The sequence below is a fragment of the bacterium genome (assembly GCA_021372515.1).
GTDB lineage: Bacteria > Gemmatimonadota > Glassbacteria > GWA2-58-10 > GWA2-58-10 > JAJFUG01.
In genome coordinates, this window is record JAJFUG010000128.1 from 1 (window position 1) to 18,696 (window position 18,696).

15 protein-coding genes are annotated in these 18,696 nt (G+C 63.3%); 14 read left to right on the forward strand and 1 reads right to left on the reverse strand.

Going from position 1 to position 18,696, the window contains the following annotated elements; all coding sequences use genetic code 11:
- From LLH00_12420 to LLH00_12465, 10 genes are all read left to right on the forward strand, one after another.
- Positions 1–601 (forward strand): gfo/Idh/MocA family oxidoreductase (locus tag LLH00_12420; GenBank protein ID MCE5272072.1); only part of this gene is annotated, 601 nt, incomplete at its 5' end.
- Between the two features lie 2 nt (positions 602–603).
- The gene (locus LLH00_12425; protein ID MCE5272073.1) at positions 604–1,431 is read left to right on the forward strand and encodes a sugar phosphate isomerase/epimerase; all 828 of its coding nucleotides are present in this window, start codon (positions 604–606) and stop codon (positions 1,429–1,431) included.
- Positions 1,432–1,483: 52 nt separating this feature from the next.
- A complete protein-coding gene (locus tag LLH00_12430; GenBank protein ID MCE5272074.1) occupies positions 1,484–3,466 on the forward strand; it encodes a right-handed parallel beta-helix repeat-containing protein in 1,983 nt (660 codons plus the stop codon).
- 98 nt (positions 3,467–3,564) lie between these two features.
- Positions 3,565–4,920: a dipeptidase gene (locus tag LLH00_12435; protein ID MCE5272075.1), complete on the forward strand. Its 1,356-nt coding sequence runs from the start codon at positions 3,565–3,567 to the stop codon at positions 4,918–4,920.
- A 68-nt stretch (positions 4,921–4,988) separates the two neighbouring features.
- On the forward strand, positions 4,989–6,191 hold the full coding sequence (locus LLH00_12440) for a hypothetical protein (GenBank protein ID MCE5272076.1): 1,203 nt from the start codon (positions 4,989–4,991) through the stop codon (positions 6,189–6,191).
- 154 nt (positions 6,192–6,345) lie between these two features.
- Complete coding sequence (locus tag LLH00_12445; protein ID MCE5272077.1) at positions 6,346–7,536, forward strand: GDSL-type esterase/lipase family protein; 1,191 nt, start codon at positions 6,346–6,348, stop codon at positions 7,534–7,536.
- A gap of 53 nt (positions 7,537–7,589) precedes the next feature.
- On the forward strand, positions 7,590–9,311 hold the full coding sequence (locus LLH00_12450) for a hypothetical protein (GenBank protein ID MCE5272078.1): 1,722 nt from the start codon (positions 7,590–7,592) through the stop codon (positions 9,309–9,311).
- Between the two features lie 582 nt (positions 9,312–9,893).
- Positions 9,894–10,454 (forward strand): FKBP-type peptidyl-prolyl cis-trans isomerase, encoded by a 561-nt coding sequence (locus LLH00_12455; protein ID MCE5272079.1) that lies wholly within the window; start codon positions 9,894–9,896, stop codon positions 10,452–10,454.
- A 136-nt stretch (positions 10,455–10,590) separates the two neighbouring features.
- Positions 10,591–11,022 (forward strand): peptidylprolyl isomerase, encoded by a 432-nt coding sequence (locus LLH00_12460; protein MCE5272080.1) that lies wholly within the window; start codon positions 10,591–10,593, stop codon positions 11,020–11,022.
- Between the two features lie 19 nt (positions 11,023–11,041).
- Entirely contained in the window at positions 11,042–11,344 is a 303-nt protein-coding gene (locus LLH00_12465) for a sulfurtransferase TusA family protein (GenBank protein ID MCE5272081.1), read from the forward strand.
- A gap of 5 nt (positions 11,345–11,349) precedes the next feature.
- On the opposite strand, the gene LLH00_12470 is transcribed toward LLH00_12465, so the two are convergent.
- Positions 11,350–12,582 carry a hypothetical protein gene (locus LLH00_12470; protein ID MCE5272082.1) on the reverse strand — a complete coding sequence of 411 codons (1,233 nt, stop codon included), beginning with the start codon at positions 12,580–12,582 and terminating at the stop codon, positions 11,350–11,352.
- A gap of 193 nt (positions 12,583–12,775) precedes the next feature.
- On the opposite strand from LLH00_12470, the gene LLH00_12475 reads away from it, so the two are divergent.
- From LLH00_12475 to LLH00_12490, 4 genes are all read left to right on the forward strand, one after another.
- Entirely contained in the window at positions 12,776–14,254 is a 1,479-nt protein-coding gene (locus tag LLH00_12475; protein MCE5272083.1) for an MBOAT family protein, read from the forward strand.
- Between the two features lie 167 nt (positions 14,255–14,421).
- Positions 14,422–16,197: a hypothetical protein gene (locus LLH00_12480; protein MCE5272084.1), complete on the forward strand. Its 1,776-nt coding sequence runs from the start codon at positions 14,422–14,424 to the stop codon at positions 16,195–16,197.
- Positions 16,198–16,368: 171 nt separating this feature from the next.
- Entirely contained in the window at positions 16,369–18,189 is a 1,821-nt protein-coding gene (locus tag LLH00_12485; GenBank protein MCE5272085.1) for a beta galactosidase jelly roll domain-containing protein, read from the forward strand.
- Between the two features lie 3 nt (positions 18,190–18,192).
- Positions 18,193–18,696: hypothetical protein (locus tag LLH00_12490; GenBank protein ID MCE5272086.1), on the forward strand; the 504-nt coding region annotated here is incomplete at its 3' end.

Consider the following 18,696-nt stretch of genomic DNA (forward strand, 5'->3'; position numbering starts at 1 on the left):
GATGCGGGCCATCCCGCACTGGATGCCCTGGCAGGCGCGCCAGGGCTGGTGCACGCTGCGTATCATGAGCATCCATCACCTGGACACGTTCCGCTACTGGTTCGGCGACCCGGACCGGGTGTTCGCCAGCCTGCGCCCCGACCCGCGGACGAAATTCGCCCACACGGACGGGATCGCGCTCTACACCCTGGAATACGACAAGACAGGCCTGCGCGCCGCGGCCTGGGATGATGTCTGGACCGGGCCCTGCCGCGAGGGCGCGGCCGGGGACATCTACATCCGCTGGCGCGTGGAGGGTACACTTGGTATGGCCCGCGGCACCATCGGCTGGCCGCGCTACCCGGCCCACGCTCCCAGCACCCTGGACTGGACCACGGTGGCCGACAACGGCGCCTGGCACAGCCCGCGCTGGGAGGAGGTCTGGTTCCCCGACTCGTTCGCCGGGCCCATGGCCGACCTTCTGATCGCCCTGGAGCGCGGGGAGAAGCCTCCAGTCTCGGGCGAGGACAACCTTCACACCCTGGCCCTGGTCGAGGCGGCCTACGAGTCGGCGCGCCGCCACGCCGCGGTCAGCCCGCTCGAATACCTGAAGGAGGCCTGACAATGCAGCTCGGGATAATCAACAGCGCGTTCTCGCAGGTCGGGGTGGATTTCGCCACCGGCATCCGGCACATCCGCGAAATCGGTTTCGACACGGTGGACATCCAGACCGAGGCCTGGGGCGTCTGCGCAGCCGAGAAAGAGATGATCGTGCGCGAGTGCCGGGCCAACGGCCTGCCCATTGTCTCTCTCACCTGCTGCGCCCTGGGCATCGCCGATTTCGCCGGGCCGGTGCGCCGCTTCCACCTGGACCGGGTCAAGGCCTTCCTCGACCTGACAGCCGCGGTCGGCGGCCGCAACCTCCTTCTGGTCCTGGGTGAGTACATCTGGCAGAAAGAGGTCATCCCGCCCGCGGCGCAGTGGGGCTGGGCCGTGGAGGCGGTGCGCGAGGCCGGGGAGTACGCGAAAAAGCTGGGCCTTGAGATAGTGATCGAGCTGGAGCCGTTCCACATGTCGATAGTGAACACCGTGGACCTGATGGCCGCGTTCATCCGCGAGGTGGCCCACCCGGCCGTGTTCGCCAACATCGATGTCAGCCACGTGGTGCTTTCGGGCGCGAAGCCGGAGGAGCTGCGCAAGTTCAAGGGCCTGGCCCATCACGTGCATTTCTCCGACTGCGACGGCAAGGTCCACGGCGACCTTCCCCCCGGCCAGGGTGTGATCGATTTCAAGCCCTGGATGCGCGAGCTGGCCGCGCTCGATATGCCGGGCGTGCTGAGTATCGAGCTGGAGTTCTGCCCGCAGCCGGAGCGGATCGTGGACTGGGTGCGCGAGGCCTACCGCGAGACCGCCCGCCTGATGGCCGAGGCTGGGCTGCGGCCGCTGAAATAGAGGTGCTGGGAGCCCGGGATCAATGTCCACTGTTATGACTGGAGAGAGAGCGATGAACGCGAGACGGTTGCTGACCGGTCTGGTCCTTTTTCCCTTGCTGAGCGCCGCGGCCCTGTATGCGGACAACGCTGTCACTGCCGGCAAGCTGGAGCTGTACCCCACTTTCGAGTGCCTGGGCCTGCGCCTTGGTTACACCGGGGATGCCAATTCCAACGCCACGGCGGCCTTGAGTTACCGTGAGCAGGGGGCCTCCGCCTGGCGCGAGGCCCTGCCCCTGGCCCGTATCCGCGGCAACCGTTTCGCCGGCAGCCTTTTTTTCCTCACCCCCGGCCGCAGCTATGAAGTCAAAGTGACTGTCGCCGACCCGGACAGCCCCCAGCCGCAGACTGTGGAGGGCAAGGCCGTCACCCGCTCTTTCGAGTTCACCACCGGCGGGGGCCGTCACTGGTATGTGTCGCCCGCGGGCGATGACGCCGCCAAGGGCACGCGAGAGGCGCCTTTCAAGACAATCAACTTCGCAGCCGGCAAGGCGTCCGGTGGCGATATCGTGCACGTGCTGCCCGGCCTCTACCGCGAGAGCGTCAGCGTGACCGCCGCGGCCAAGGGAGCGCAGTATCTTGATTTCCGGGCCGAGGGCGCGGTGGTCCTCTCCGGCGCCGACCCGCGCTACGATAGCCCCGTGGGCGCGGGGCGCTGGCAGGTGGAAAGCCCCGGCGTGTACAGTACGGCTATCGACTGGAAACCGGGCTATGTGGGAGTGGAGGGCCAGCGCCTCTACCACTACCTGACCCGCGCCGAGTTCGACGAGTTCATCTGCGGTGAGCCGGGAGGCTGGTTCCAGGACAGTTCCGGCGCCTTGAGCCTGCGCCTGTCCTCCGGCGAGGACCCCAACCGTCTGGCCGTGCAGATCGCCCGCCTGGACTGCGGTTTCCATCTGCAGGGGGCCGCGCAGGTGATTCTGGAAGGCTTCGAGATACGCGACTACGGCCTGACCGGCTCGGGCAGCGGCGTGCACCTGGACCGTTCCGCGCGCTGCGTGGTCCGCGACTGCTCGATCCACGGCATGCAGAGCCAGGTGCTGTTCAGCGGGGCCGCGGCCGCGGACAACCTGATCGAACGTTGCAACCTCTGGGACACCTGCCTTCCGCAGTGGCCCTGGTCCATGACCAAGGGCCACGAGGAGGAAGGCGGCGGGGTGATGTCCACCGGCGGGCGGGGCAACGTGGTGCGCCTCTGCCGCATGCGCGACCTGTTCGACGGCCTCTCGCTGTCGTACTGGGACAAGCTTGACGACGAGTCGTACAACTGCGACTGGGACATCTACGACAACGACATCTCATCGTTGCGCGACGATATCATGGAGCCGGAGGGCCCCTGCATCAACGTGCGCATCTGGAACAATGTCTGCTACGAGCTGTTCGCCGGCATCTCGCTGGCCCCGATCCAGGTCGGCCCGACCTACGTGCTCTACAACGTGGTCTCGGGCGGCAAGATCAAGGACATCAAGTACATGGGCGAGGAGCCCGGCTGGTGCTACATCCTGCACAACACGTTCTACGGCGGCGCCTGGCGGCACAACAGCATGGAGATATCCAACCCCTTCCAGACCCAATACTACCGGAACAACATCTTCTACTCCAACGCCTATGCCATGCGCCTGCGCCGCGCCCCGCTTCCTACCGCCAGCCTGGATTACGACTGCTGGTACAGCTCGGACGACGACTGGAGCCTCGGCTACTCCGGGACCAAGGAGAAGCGGCTGTTCTTCATCGACGGCAAGGAGCTGCCGCACCTGGAGCAGGTCAGGCAAGAATACGGCTGGGAACCGCACGGCCTCCAGGCCGACCCGCGCTTTACCGACCAGACGGCCGGGGATTTCAGCTTGAGCCCCGACAGCCCCTGCCTGGACCGCGGCGCGCCTCTGCCCGGGATCAACGACGGCTTCCAGGGTGCGGCCCCGGATATGGGGGCGTTCGAGCGCGGGCGCGACGCGGTCGGGGCGTTCCCGCTGGGCCGCCCGGCCGGCCCGCGCTGAGCCGGGGGCGGGAAAAGGTTTGGCTGATTGGTGAAAGTGTTGTATTTTATCGTTTAACCTGCCGTAAGGCCTGAACCACTCAGAGAGAGCGCCCCGAGATGAACCGCCGCAGCCTGACCGCCATGCTGATTGCTATCTGCCTTTGCCTCGCCGTGTCGAACGCCGCGGCCGAATGCCCCTGCCGCGCCCCGGAGCTGATGCAGAGCTTCCTGACCATCGACACCCACGTGGACATTCCGGCCGGCTACGCCACGGAAAAGCTGGACCCGGCCAAGCGCTGCCCGGAGCTGAAGGTGGACCTGGTCAAGATGGCCGAGGGCGGGCTCAAGTGCGTGTTCCTGGCCAGCTACACCGGCCAGGGTCCGCTGACCGCAGCCGGCTACGCCAATGCCGAGGCCACGGCCCTGGAGCAGATCGAGGCCATCCATCGCCTGACTCAGCGCATGCACCCCGACCTGGTCGGCCTGGCGCTCAGCCCGGTCGAGACGGTCAAGATCGCCGCCTCGGGACGGCGGGTGGTGGCGATCGGCCTGGAAAACGCCTACCCCCTGGGCGAAAACCTGGACAACCTGAAGAAATTCTACGACCTGGGCGTCAGATACATCACGCTTTCCCACGTGGGGCACAACCAGTTCTGCGACTCGGCCAACAACCCCTGGCGCCTCAGCGCAGCCGAGAACGGCGACACGCTGGATGCCGCCGGGATAAAGGTGCTGCGGTTCGCCGCCAACGTGGAGACGATCTTTTCCACGCAGCAGGCCCCTCCGCGCTGGAACGGGCTGAGCCCGCTGGGTGAGGACCTGGTGCGCCGGATGAACCGTCTGGGGGTGATGATCGACCTGTCCCACGTCTCGGACAGCACGTTCTACGATGTGCTCCGGCTGAGCCGGGCCCCGGTGCTGGTCTCGCACAGCACCTGCCGGGCGCTCTGCTCCCTGGCGCGCAGCCTGAGCGACGAGCAGATACTGGCCCTGCGCGACAATGGCGGGGTGCTGCAGATTAACGCCCTGGGAGTCTATCTCAAATACCCGCAGGCGCAGCGCCTGGATGCCGAGGCGCTCTACCGCAGCCTGGGAGGTCCGGATGTTCGCCGGCGCCTGTTCGGGCTCCTGCACGATGACCGCGCCGCCTACGACAGCCTGAGCGCCGCGGGCGCCGCGGCCGTGGACAGCCTCACCCTCCGCTACGGCCGCGCCAACGTGGCCGACTATGTGGACCATATCGACCACGTGGTGCAACTGGCCGGGATCGATCACGTGGGGATCGGCACCGATTTCGACGGCGGCGGTGGCATCCAGGGCTTTGACAGCGCCTCGGACTACGTGAACGTAACCGAGGAGCTTATCCGCCGCGGCTACACACCCGAGCAGATGGAGAAAATCTGGGGTGGCAACCTGCTCCGTGTCTGGAGCGCGGTGGAAAAAACGGCGGCCGAGACCGGCGCCGGCCGCTGAATGCCCAACCCCGAAAACAGAAAAGAACATACGATAGAGGCAACGGTTAATCTAACCTGGAGGGAAGCATGAAAAACATCCGTTCGAGCGTGGTCCCGGCGCTGATTGTCGCCGTTCTGTCCCTGCTTTACGCCGGAGCGGCGTTCGGCGCCAGCCGCCCCACCGTTTTCCGCGACATGGCCGCCAAGCTGAGCGACTACCGCAAGCAGCGCGATGCCCTGAAAAAGCTGCTGCCGGAAGTCAAGGATGTCTACAACCAGCGCTTCTTCGCGTTCGGCATGGGCCAGCGTTCCAAGTTCTATTACGAGAACCACGCCCTGCGCAACGCCGCCACCGGCGAGGTGATCCGCAAGTGGGAGGTCGACCGCGACATCATCGTGCCCAGTGAGTACGCCGTGGTGATCATGGATACCGACGGTCTGGAAACCATGATCCGCGAGGACAAGGAGGGCATCTGGATGGAGGATGTCCTGAGCGGGACACGCCAGGCGCTGAGCAGCGAGCCGATCGAGCTGCCCACCTTCGATGACCACAAGTTCGGCCTGGTGCTGCGCGTGCTGCACCAGGAGATGCTGGTGAACATCCTGGCCGGCGAGCCGGTCCCCAACCTGTTCGCCTACAAGAAAGCCTGGTACCGGGATGCCGCCATGACCTGCATGGCCCTGCAGAAAACCGGCAACATCATGCAGGTCAAGGACTGGATCCTGCGCCTCAAGGAGCCGTTCGACAAGAACAACGGCGTCGAGGAGCCGGACAACCTGGGCCAGGTGCTCTACATGGTCTCGCTGGTGTCCGACTCGACCCACCGGGTGGTGAAAAAGGTGCGCGAGGCCGCGGCCCGCTACACCGTGGACAAGCACATCGAGGGCCCCACGGACGGATCGCCCAAGCCGATCTACCAGACCAAGTGGATGAAATTCGGGCTGAAAAGCCTGGGTATGAATGACGAGTACGAGATTCCGCAGGTGGATGACCCTTACGCCGACCTGGTCTGGTGGGATTTCCTGCCCGAGGGCGGAGCCAAGGGCCAGAGCAAGCCCAACCACGACTACCCCTACCTGGGCTGGGCGCAGGCGCATTACTACCGGGACACCGCCGGCGCGCTGTTCAACAATGAGGACAGCCCGCTCACCTGGGAGGTCAACGCCTCCAAAGCCGACTACGACGGCATGGCGGTGGTCTCCTCCAAGTACAAGGACACCAAGACCTGCGCCCCGCATTCCTGGCAGGCGGCCGAGATGTTCCTCTACATCCTGGATGTCCTCAAGTAGCCTGAAAGCAGCCAGGACTGACTTGAGTTGGGGAGTACTGACCGGAGAGGCCCGCCGCAGGGACATGCGCGCGGGCCTGCTCTTTTTCTCATATGTCTGCGACTCTCCCCGGCAGAATGGGCCGGGGAGGCTGTCATTTCCTCCGGGCAACGTAATGCTTGCGAACAGGCCTGTAACCAGCAAACTGCTGCTCATGGCGGCCGGGCTGTCGTTCGTCCTGATCCTGGCCGAAATCAGCCTACGGGTTTTCAATCCGGTTGAATTCAGGGTCCGCGGCGACAGGATCATCCTGCCGACAAACAAATCCTATTCGTTCCGGAACAGCCTGACAGACAAGCTCGACAGTCTGATCACGGTCCGGCGCAACAGCCTGGGGTTCCGCGGCCCGGAGCCGCCCCGGCAGTTCGACCGCTTTCTCAGCCTGATCACCGTGGGAGGAAGCACCACCGAGTGCGTTTTCCTCTCCGAGGGTGAATCCTGGACCGACATCGCCGGACAGGAGCTTGACTGCCACTGCGGTATCGGTCCGCTGTGGATCAACAACGCCGGTCTGGACGGGCATTCCACTTTCGGGCATCTCGTGCTGATGCAGGGATACATCGTCCGGCTGCGGCCGAAAGTCGCTGTTTTCCTGGTCGGCCACAACGATATCGGCCGGGATGACCTGTCCGATTTCGACCTGAACCAAGTCGTCGGGATCAAGAAAAAATCGGTCAAAGAGTTCCTTCTGTCCCTGTGTAACTACAGCGATTTCATGGCACTTTGCTACAATGGCTACCTTAAATACAAAGCCCGGGGACGGGGGATCGACCACAAGATTATCGATTTCAAATCCCTGGCCCACCTGGAGATAGATTCCACCGCCATACAGGCGATCAAAACCAGGCTGGGCGGGGAATATCTTGTCAATTACGGCCGCCGTCTGGAACGGCTTGTCGAAATATGCCGGGCCAACGGGATCAAACCGGTGTTCATCACACAGCCGGTCCTGTATGGTGAGGGAATCGATCCGCTGACCGGAGTGGACCTTGGCACTTTAGTCCCGGACCGGCGCTTTTTCGCCGCGACCGAGAACGGCAAGGCCGACTGGGCGGTGGTCGAGATGTACAACGATGTCACGCGGCAGGTGGCGCGGCAAAACGGCGTTCTGTTGATCGACCTGGCCCATCGCCTGCCTAAAAGCTCGGAATATTATTACGATTACATCCATTACTCGAAAGCCGGAGGCCGGGCGATCGGACAGATTGTCGCAGAGGAACTCTGTCCCTGGCTGCGTGAAAATTTCCCGGAAAATGTGCTGAATCCAGATAGTGCAAGTCTTTCCGGAGCCTCGAACCGGAACTGAATCAGGCCGGAGTAAACAATCCAAATCCATCGTTCTCACGAGCCGGAGTCTGCATGAAAAAAGGACTGTTTCTTCTCACCGTCATGGCCCTGGCCGCGCTGACCGCCTGCGGCGGGCCCCGGAGCGCCGGCAAGGTCTATCCCTGCCGCTGGGTCTTCGCCAGCCGCAGCCTGGGCCGCGACAGCGATGTCGACTCGCTGCGCAGCCTGATCCAGGTGGCCGCGGCGCACGGCCTGAACGGCCTGGTCCTCACCGCCGGCCTCGACCGTCTTGACCTCAACGGCCCCGACTATTTCCGCCGTCTGGATGAGGTGAAGGAAGCCTGCCGGAGCAACAAGATCGAGATCATCCCGGTCATTTTCTCGGCCGGGTATGGCGAGGCCGTGCTGGCGCACAATCCCAACCTGTGCGAGGGCCTGCCGGTCCGGGACGCCCTGTTCGTGGTCCGCGGGACGCGCGCCGTACACGTGCCCGACCCGGCCCCGACCGTGGTCAACGGCGGCTTCGAGGTCTTCCGCGGTGACTCGGTCGCGGGTTTCGACTGCCGGGTGGATAACGGCGCGGCCATCGCCCCGGACCGCGAGATAAAGGCGTCCGGCAAGGCCAGCCTGCGTTTCGACAGCCTCGACCGGAAAGAGGGCCAGGCGGTGGTGAGCCAGAAAATTGCCGTGCGGCCGCAGCATGTCTACCGGGTGCGACTCAAGCTGCGCACCGAGGGCCTCGCTCCGGCGCGGCGTTTCCAGATCGAGGTTTACGGCGGTGAGCGCAAGCTCAACTACTACGACCCCGCGTTGCCCGCGGACAACGACTGGCGCGAGGTGGTCCTGGCCTTCAACAGCTGGGACTGCGACACCGTGCGCGTGGTGCTGGGTGTGCCCTGGGGCAGGGTGAAAGGCCGTTTCTGGGTCGATGACCTGCGGGTCGAGGAGGTTGGCCTGACCAATATCCTGCGCCGCCCCGGCACGCCGCTCAGCGTGCGAGGGGAGGCCAGCGGAGTGCTGTACGAGGAGGACCGCGATTTTGCTCCGGTGGTGGACTCCCTGCTCAACTACACGTTCGAGCACGAGGGCCCGGACCTCGTGCTCCTGCCCGGCAGCCGGATCACCGAGGGCGAGCGCCTGCGGGTGAGTTGGTATCACGGTTTCCGTTCGGTGGAGCAGAAACGCCAGGTGACGATCTGCATGAGCGAGCCGGAGGTCTACGACATCTGGCGCATCCAGGCCCGTCTGCTGCAGGAGCACCTGGGCGCGAGCAAATTTTTCCTGGACATGGATGAAATCCGCGCAGGCGGCACCTGCGCCGCCTGCGCCGAGCGCGGCCTGAGCATGGGAGAGATCCTGGGCGACTGCATAACCAAACAGTACGAAATACTGCGCGAGGCCAGCCCCGGGGCCGAGGTGTTCATCTGGTCGGACATGCTCGACCCGCACCACAACGCCGACACCACCTGGGGCCGGTGGTACTACCACGTGAAAGGCCTCTATACCGGTTCCTGGGAGCATATCCCGAAAGAACTGACCGTGGCCTGCTGGTGGGACGAGAAAAGGGACGTGAGCCTGGGGTTTTTCTCCGGCCTGGGGCACCGCACCCTGGCCGCGGCCTACTATGACGCCGAGGACCTGGAGAACGTCAAGGGCTGGCTCAAGTCCCTGGACGCCACAGCCCAGGGCGCGGGGATCATGTACACCACCTGGGAGGACAAGTACGCCCTCCTGCCCGCGTTCGGCGACATGGTGACCCGGCGCACCGACCTTCAGGCCGACAGCGCGAAATAGCCGTAGCGGGGTGGACGGGATATGCCTTTCAACGTGACGGTTGACCGCCTGGGTCCCGCCTCGACCACCGGGCCGGCCAAGCCCCCGGATCAGGGGTAAATCCCGCCCGGGCTGAACTCCGGCGCAACCGCTGTGCAACCCGGGCGCTGGAGATTTATTTGACAGAATTCGATAATGTTTTATTTTTGTTGGAGATATGTTCGGCATTCCGATCCTGTCACGACGGACTGACCCCGGTTGGGCAGGATTTCAGTCTTACGGACCAAGGCGACCCGGTTTTGCGCCTTGCGGCGGAACGGGTTGCAGGACAGGCATCCGGCCCGATCCGGTCAGGAATCCCGGGAAAGGAGGGATTGCCGCCCGGAGGCCTGCGGTGTGGTCGACCCGGGCTCCGTTGCGCCGCTGTCATGCCAGGCTGTTGCATCGAAGATGAGCGAGGCCGGTTTGTCTGTTTTTATTCGGAGGTTACACGTCCCTGCCGTTTCCAGGCTCCCAACCGGGACCCAGGGCAGGGCGGCTGAGTTCAAGTCTGTTCCCCGGATATTCAGTCCGTGGAGATCACAATCAAAGATGGAGACAAAGATGTCCAAAGGTATCAGGGCCGGTGAGTTGGCTGTCGTATCCGTTTTGGCGCTGCTGATGGCGTTGGCGCTGGCCGTTTCGGCCTGCGGCGGTTCATCGGCCGGCAAGGTGACCGCCGGTGATACGGTTTCGGTCAAGTACAAGCTGACCCTGGACAGCGGCGAGATGATCGATTCCTCGATGGATGCCCGGCCGCTCAAGTTCGTGGTGGGGATGGGGCAGATGATCAAGGGCTTCGACGCAGCCATGGCCGGGATGAAGCTGAACGAGGAAAAGGCTTTTGTCGTCTCGCCCGAGGAGGGCTACGGCCCGCGCGATTCCTCCCTCATCCGCAACTACCCGCGCAACCTGCTCCCGGCCGATGTTACGCCGGAAGTGGGCATGAGCCTGATGGGTCCGCACGGGAAAGTGCCGATCCTGGCGGTGACCGAGGACAGTGTCCTGCTCGACACCAATCCCCAGTTGGCCGGACAGAACCTGAATTTCCAGGTCAAGCTGATTGGTCTGGCCAAGGGTGTCGCGCCGGCGGCCGAAGCCACGGAAGCGCCCAAAGCCAAGTGAGCCCCGCACGGCCGGGTTGCTCCCCGGCCCGGGTAATAAAACCAGGCCCGGCCGGTCTCCCGAGAAGACACAAGTCCGGGAGGCAGGCCGGGCTTTTTGCCCCATACCGCGCGCGGACCGCGCAGGAGGATACATCGTGGACCCAGCCGCCAAGGGCGACAAAGTCAAGGTGCATTACACCGGCCGCCTGGCGGACGGGACAGTGTTCGACACCTCGCACGAGCGCAATGAGCCGCTGGAGTTCACCCTGGGACAGGGCGCGGTGATCGAGGGGTTCGAGCAAGCCGTGCTCGGACTGAAGCCCGGCCAGAGCCGCCACGTGGAGATACCGCCCGAGGCGGCCTACGGCCCGCACCGTGAGAATATGACCACCCTGGTCGACCGCTGCCAGCTCCCGCCGGACCTCGACCCGCAGGTCGGACAGCATCTGGAGGTGAGCCACGCCAACGGCAACATCCTGCTGGTCACGGTGACAGAGGTGAACGACGAGATGGTCCGTCTGGACGGGAACCATCCCCTGGCCGGAAAAACTCTGTGTTTCGAGATCGAACTGCTGGCTATCCTTTGAGTGCTCCGGAGCCTAACCCATGGTCACGATCAGCCGCAGCCTGAACCTGGTCAGCACCCCCTGCCCGATGAATTTTGCGCTGGTCAAGCAGGCATTGGACACGCTGCCGGCCGGGGACTGCCTGGAGGCGATACTGGAGGCGGGCGCCGCCGGGGCGGATGTGGTGGAGAGCCTGAGCGGCCTGGGTTACGATATTGTCTCGGTGGACAGCCGCTCGGAAAATTGTATCAAGGTGGTGGTGCGACGGAGGAGCCTCAGTTCCCAGTCGGTGCGGCCCCGTCGCACCGGGGGCTGCACCAAGGGCCGGCGGGGACGGGGCTGAGTGTTCTATCTGGGTGGAACGGCAGCCGCATTCGCCGCCGAGGTGGTGTCGATAAGAGGTTTCAACCGGCTGTAAATACCTTCGGCCAGAAGGCTGTCCCCGAAACAGGTCTTGTGCACCAGATCCTTGAAATATCTGACCCCATCCCCCCGCTGTCTGTCGAACACCTCCAGCACGTCCACCACCGGCGCCCCCTTTTCCCGGCAGATACCCACCTGGATCAGGTTAATCAAACGCTGATTCATCGCGCTTATCCGGTTCCAGAGCGCCTGATCCCGGCTGCCGGCCGCAGCGGCCCGGTTCAGCGAATCGAGAGCGGTGCGCAGGGCAGCCTCGCAGTTCAGGTCGAGAGCGCCCTCACGCAGCGGGAAATCGATCACCTGGGTGACATAGACAAATTCCGCTCCATGCGCCCGGCAATCCTCGATGATGTCACTGAACACCCTCCGGGTTTGAGTCTCGTCGAAATTCCAGCGGGTCGTGCTTTCCCGCTGCAGGTAAAAATATTTTTCCACCGCATAGGTGTAGAGCATCGAGTTCATGTACAGCGCGCGGTGCAGCGGCCCGATGAATGTATCCCCCAGGGCCTTGATTTTCCTGTTGATCGTAAACCACTCCAGGGCGTTGATCTGCTCGTTGATCGCCTCGTAATAGAGCACCAGGTCGGGCCGGAACAGGAAACCCTTGTAGTTCAGCAGTTCGTCGATCTGGCGTGAATCGTAGGCCGAATGCCCGGCGTTGAGGACCTGGAAACGCCCGGCCGGGCCGGGGTCGGCATTCAGACGGTCCTCGAGCCGGGTGGTGAACAGGTCGTCATCGCCGATATCCTCGCTCTCCACGGTCGAGCCCCCGACCGTGAGAATGCGGAACACGCTATCCGGCTTGGCCAGCGTGACCTCACGGCCGCGCCAGCAGTATGCGTTGTAACGGCAGGGGATGATGTCGTTTCTCAGAGGTGAGAACACGGTGCGGTCGCGGCAGGGGCGCTCGAAACGGCCCTCGCTGCCCCAACTCGATTCCTTCGGCTCCAGTCCCAGAGCGAGGAGTTCTTTCTCCGGAATGAACAGTCCGTGCTGCGGACGCTGTGTCTGCGCCACCTTGATAAAGGGTGTCAGCAGATAGAACAGGTCCTCATCGTGCAGGTGAAAGTATTTGACCCGCGCCGCGGTTTCGGCCGCCACCAGCAGGGCGAGCAGGGCGACTGAAACCAGAGCCATTTTCCGCAGGTATCTCTGCATTCTTCCCCGCTGACACGCTTTGAAAAGGGCCGTTTTGCCCAGAGCCGTACAGGAAGAGAATATAGTAAAACTTATTGCGCTTTGAAGGCAAGGATTTTAGCGGAGTTGGGCCGCTTGACCCCCTGCCGCGACGTCATTATATTAGCCCGAATTTACGGCCGATCCAATCAACTCATTCCAGGTGGATGGCGACGTGCTTTTCAACTCCCTTCAGTTCGTCTTTTTCTTCCCGCTGGTCCTGCTGTTCTATTTCAACCTGCCTGTACGCTGGCGCAACTATTTCCTGCTGGCTGCCAGCTACTATTTCTACATGTGCTGGAAAGCCGAGTACATCATACTAATCGTCATCTCGACGCTGATCGATTACTATGCCGGTCTGGCCATGTCGCGCACCGAGGATCCAGCCAAGCGCTGGAAATACCTGCTGCTGAGCATGCTTTCCAACCTCGGACTGCTTTTCTCGTTCAAGTATTTCAATTTCTTCAACGAAAGCGCACGCGCCGTATTCCAGCACTATAACCTGTTCTACGACGTTCCGGTTTTCAAGCTTCTTCTGCCGGTTGGCATCTCTTTCTACACTTTCCAGACCATGAGCTACACGATCGATGTGTACCGGGGTAAGACTCCGGCCGAAAGCCACCTGCCGACTTTCGCCCTTTACGTCTCCTTCTTCCCGCAACTCGTGGCCGGGCCGATAGAGCGCTCCACCAACCTTCTGCCCCAGTTCTACCGCGTCAATTCCTTCGACCGGCAGCGCTTTCTCAGCGGCCTGCAGCAGATGCTCTGGGGCTTTTTCAAGAAAGTCGTCATCGCCGACCGACTGGCTATACTCGTGAACCGGGTTTACGGCAGTCCGGAGCAGCAGGGCGGCGTGGCCCTGCTTATCGCCACCTATTTCTTCGCCTTCCAGATATATTGCGATTTCTCGGGGTATTCCGACATCGCCATCGGCAGCGCGCGGATAATGGGTTTCGAGCTGATGGAAAATTTCCGCCGTCCTTATTTTTCCAAGTCGATCGGTGAATTCTGGCGCCGCTGGCACATCTCGCTTTCCACCTGGTTCCGGGACTACCTGTATATCCCTCTGGGTGGCAACCGGGTGAGCCGAGGACGCTGGTATTTCAACCTTTTCTTCACTTTCCTGGTCAGCGGCCTCTGGCACGGCGCCAACTGGACCTTTGTCATCTGGGGCGCCCTGCACGGGTTCTACCTGCTGTTCTCGCTCTGGACCGAGAAAGCCCGCTACGCCCTTGTCTCGGCCCTGGGACTGCTCAAGCGGCCCGGGCTGCTGCGCTTTCTGCGCGTGGTGACGACTTTCCATCTGGTCCTTTTCTCCTGGGTATTTTTCCGGGCGCGGAACCTGGAGCAGGCCCTGACTATCCTTAAAAAGATTGGCCGGTTCAGCGGTTGGGATCAGTTCCGGCGCATGCTCGCCACGCCGGGCAAGACCGAATTCCTGCTCGGACTGAGTAACGGCGGCCTGATCATCGCCACCCTTTCCATCCTGCTGCTCGAAGTGGTGCACCTGCTGCAGCGCCGTGGCCCCCTGGGCGAGCGCATCGCCCCCCGGGGCGGCGTCTGGACCCGCTATGCCATGCTCTACACAATCCTGCTCGTTATAATCGTATTCGGTGAGTTCAACAACAACGAGTTCATCTATTTCCAGTTCTGATCCGTCTGCCCTGCCCGCGCCTTAATCCTTGACTGCCAGACAGCTTGGCCTAAATTATTTCACAGTCCGCAGGTGGCCCGCGCCCCGGCGGTTTCCTCCGCTTATTCTCTCACACAGACATTCCCCGCTGTAAAGTGACCGAACGGCAGTTAAGACAGGGAGACAGAATGGGCAGCCTCGATTACATCATCATCGGCCTTTATTTCGCGATCATGCTCGGGATCGGGTTGGCGCACTGCCGGGTCGCCTCGACCGATGTGCGCTCCTATTTCCTGGGCGGAAACAAGATCCCCTGGTGGATCACGGCCATGAGTTCGAGCATGTCCTCGATCGACATCACCGGCACGATGGTCAATGTCTCCATTTTCTATTTCATGGGCGTGCGCTCGTTCTGGTACAACATCTGGGTGGTGGCCGAGATCGCCATGGCCTGCCACCTGGGACGCTGGATACGGCGCTCGAACGTGGTCACCGCGGCCGAGTGGATGAGCACCCGTTTCGGCAAGGGCTGGGCCGGCGAGCTGCCCCGTCTGACCATCGCCTTTGTCTCCATCGGCCTGTTGATCGGATATGTGGCCTACGCCTTTGTCGGGGTGGGCAAGTTTGTCAGCGCGTTCGTGCCCGCCCTGCACCCCGACCCGACAACCAACGCTCAGATCCTGGGCATCATCGTGATCGCGTTCACCGCCCTGTACGCCATGCTGGGCGGGCTGTTCAGCGTGGCCTACACCGACTTGATCCAGACCTTCATCCTCCTTCTGACCTCGCTCTACATCACAGTCGTGGCTTTCACCAAGGTGGACGCCGCTTTTATCGCCGCCCACACCCCGGCCGGCTGGGAGACCTGGTGGCCCACCGCGCACATCGGCTACATGGCGGACAAGGCCATGGCCGGCTACCCGGCCGGCGCCTGGGAGACATTCTGGCCCTGGGTCATGATGTGGTGTTTCCAGACCCTGCTGGCCTTTTTCAGCGGCCCGGGCTATGGCCAGGGCATGCAGTTCATGCTCTCGACCAAGTGCGCCCGCGACACCTGCAAGCAGGGCGCCCTGTTCAACGCCCTGGCTTTCCCCCGCTGGATGCTGGTGGTTGGGATCACGATCCTGGCCCTGGCCTCGACCAACATCAATTTCAACGATACCGACATGATCCTGCCCCAGATCATCAACGAGGTCATCCCCATGGGGTTCAAGGGTTTCGTGCTGGTCGGGTTCCTGGCCGCGTTCATGTCCACTTTCTCCGTCTCGATCAACAACGGCGTCTCCTACATCATCCGTGACCTCTACACCCGTCATTTCCGGCCCGAGGCCGGACGGCGCGAGTTCATCATCACTACCTACATCAGCTCGATCCTGTTCGTGATAGTGGGGGTGCTCCTGGGCACCAGCATGCACAGCGCCCTGGAGCTGGGGGTCTGGGTGCTGCAGATCCTGGGCGGCAGCATGCTGGTCTCGCTGGTGCTGCGCTGGTACTGGTGGCGGTTCAACGGCTGGGGCTTCTCGTTCGGGATCATGGCCGCGTTCCTTGTGGCGGCGGCCCAGAAAGTGATCCAGGGGACCTACGGCTATGTCTGGCCCGACTACGCCTTCTATTTCCTGATGACAGGTGTGTCGCTGGTGGTGGCGGTGGTGGTGGCTCTGCTTACCCCGGCCACTGAAAAAGAGACCCTGATCGAGTTCTACCGCAGCGTGCATCCGTTCGGCCGCTGGCGCACCGTGGAGAACTGGGTGCTCGAGCGCTGGCCGGCCCACAGCCGCGAGAAAATGTTCGGACTGGACATGTTCAACTGCGCGGTCGGCGGGCTGAATCTTTTCTGCCTCAACCTGATGGTGGTGTTCCTGATGCTGCACAGCTGGAACTGGCTGGCCCTGTTTGTCACCGTGTTCCTGGCTACCGCGGCGATCATGTACCGCACCTGGTACCGCACATTGCCCACGGATTGAGCAGGGGAGATTGAGGAGGCGATCCCATGCGGCATTGCCCGGCCGTGACCGGCCTGGAGGGCGGCGGTCTGGTCCTGGCGGGAGCGCCGGTCAGGCGGACTGTGGCCCGGCGCCCGCTCGTGCCGTTGAGCCGTTCTACGATTAAATCCGGAATGATTACGGGAGGCTGAATTGAGAATCCACTGGATCGGACTGTTTCTTCTTCTCTGCTCTTTCCAGGCCCTGTCCGCTGCGGACAGCACGGCCCGCCGGAGCCTGAGCCTGGACGGCGAGTGGAAAATGCTGCCCCGGCTGTCGGATGTGGGCGAGGGCGGCCGTCACGCTTTCGAGGCCCCCGGCACCAACCGCGCGGCCTGGCGCACGACTCAGGTACCCTCCTGCTGGGAGCGCCAGTTCGAGGACCTCAAGTATTTCGAGGGCGTGGCCTGGTATTTTAGGAGGTTCAATTTCGACGGCGACCCGTCGGCTGTGCACGCCGAGCTGGTGTTCGAGGGTGTCAACTACCTGAGCCGTGTCTACCTTAACGGCAAAACCCTGGCAGACCACGAGGGCGGCTACACCGAGTTCCGGGTGCCGCTGGATGGCGAGCTGGTCAAAGGGGAAAACTCTGTCGCGGTGCGGGTCGACAACCGCCGTCACCTTCTGCGCGTCCCGGCGGATGTGGGCTGGGCCAACTACGGCGGCATCTACCGTCCCGTGCGCCTGGAAATAACCCCCAAGGTACACCTGGCCCAAACCTATGTCCGCACCCTGAGCCTGGGCCCGCAGGGGGCGGTCCTGGAGGCCAGCGCGGTCGTGGAGGGCCTGGGGCGCGACGGCACCGCCCAGGCGGTGTTCAGCCTGGAGCTAAAGGACCGTGAGGGCCGCCCGGCCGGCGCCCTGCGCCAGAACGTGAGCCTGGCCGGAGAGGGCAGCACGCTGCGCGGCACTTTCACGGTGAAGCCCAAGGACACCCACCCCTGGAGCCCGGACAGCCCCTACCTCTACAAGGCGGTGGCGAGCCTGTCCATCGAGGGCCGTCCGGAGGACCGGGTGGAGACCACGGTCGGAATCCGCACCTACGGCGTGCGGGGACGCGATTTCCTGCTCAACGGCCAACCGTTCAAGGTGCGGGGGATCTGCTACCATGTGGATTTTCCAGGGACCGGACGCACACTCGACCCGGAAATGTTCGCCACCGACCTGGCCAATTTCCGCGAGCTGGGCGTGAACGCCGTGCGTTGCCACTACCCGCTGGAGGCCCGGATGCTTTCAGCCCTGGACAGCGTGGGGATCCTGGTCTGGATGGAGAATGCGGTCTACTGGGTCCATGACTACGACCTCGGCCGCCAGGACCTGGCCAGGAACCTGATCCGCGAGATCGCCCTGGCCCACCGTAACCATCCCGCGGTGATGGTCTGGAGCCTGGGCAACGAGTGCGGGTTCGACGAGCACGAGGAGGTGCTGTTCTTCGGCGCGCTGCACGAGGAACTGCGCCGCTGGGTTCCGGACGGCCTGACCAGCTACGCGCACAACGGCAACTCGGCCAACCCCACCAACTGGGAGGAGATCTACAGCACCAACCTCTACCCCGGCTGGTACACTTTTCTGGGACGCCGTCCGGTGCAGTGGTCCACGGACAGCACGGAGCTGGCCACGGTGATGGCGGAGCAGGGCCGGGAGCTGGAGCGCCGGGTGCGCGAGTTCCCGGTGATGCCGTTCTGGGTGAGCGAGATCGGCGGCGACGGCGTGGTGGATGTCCCCCGCGGCGACTGGGAGCTGTTCAGCGAGAATTACCAGGCCACCCTCGTGCGCAGCCAGCTCGACATGATCGCCGCAGTGCCCGAGTTCAGCGGCATTTTCCCCTGGCTCTACAGCGATTTCTACGACCCCTCGCGGGCCGAGGTGCCGGGCCAGAACGGCAAGAACATGAAAGGCGTGGTCACTATCGACCGCAAGCACAAGAAGTCGTTCGGCGTTCTGAAAGATTTCTACAGCCACTGGGGGAGGTGAGCGATGCGCGGCGTGGCCCTGGGTCTCTGTCTCGCAATAACTCTTTCCTTAGCCTGCAACTGCCCGGTCGGACGCAGCCGCGCGGACAGTCTGCCCGATTCCGTGGCCGTGCGCCGTCTGACCGCGGGGCCTGCCCAGCATTTCGCCAGCGCCTACTACCACCTTCGCTCGGTCAATGCTTCGGGCACGCGCGTCCTGTGCCTGGAAACCGCCCTGGCCGAAAACCGCAATCCGGTCGAGGGCGAAACCGCGACCGTGGGGCTGGTAGACCTGGCGACCGGTGAATTCAAGCCGCTTTCCAAGACGCAGGCCTGGAATTTCCAGCAGGGCGCGATGCAGCAGTGGCTGGGAAGCTCGCCCGATACTCTGGTCACGTTCAACGACCTGCGCGAGGGCCGGTTCGTGAGCGTGGTGCACAACGTGTTCACCGGCGAGGAGCGGGTGTTGGGCCGGGCCTTGAGTGGAGTTTCCGCGGATGGCCGCAAGGGGCTGAGCCTCAATTTCGCC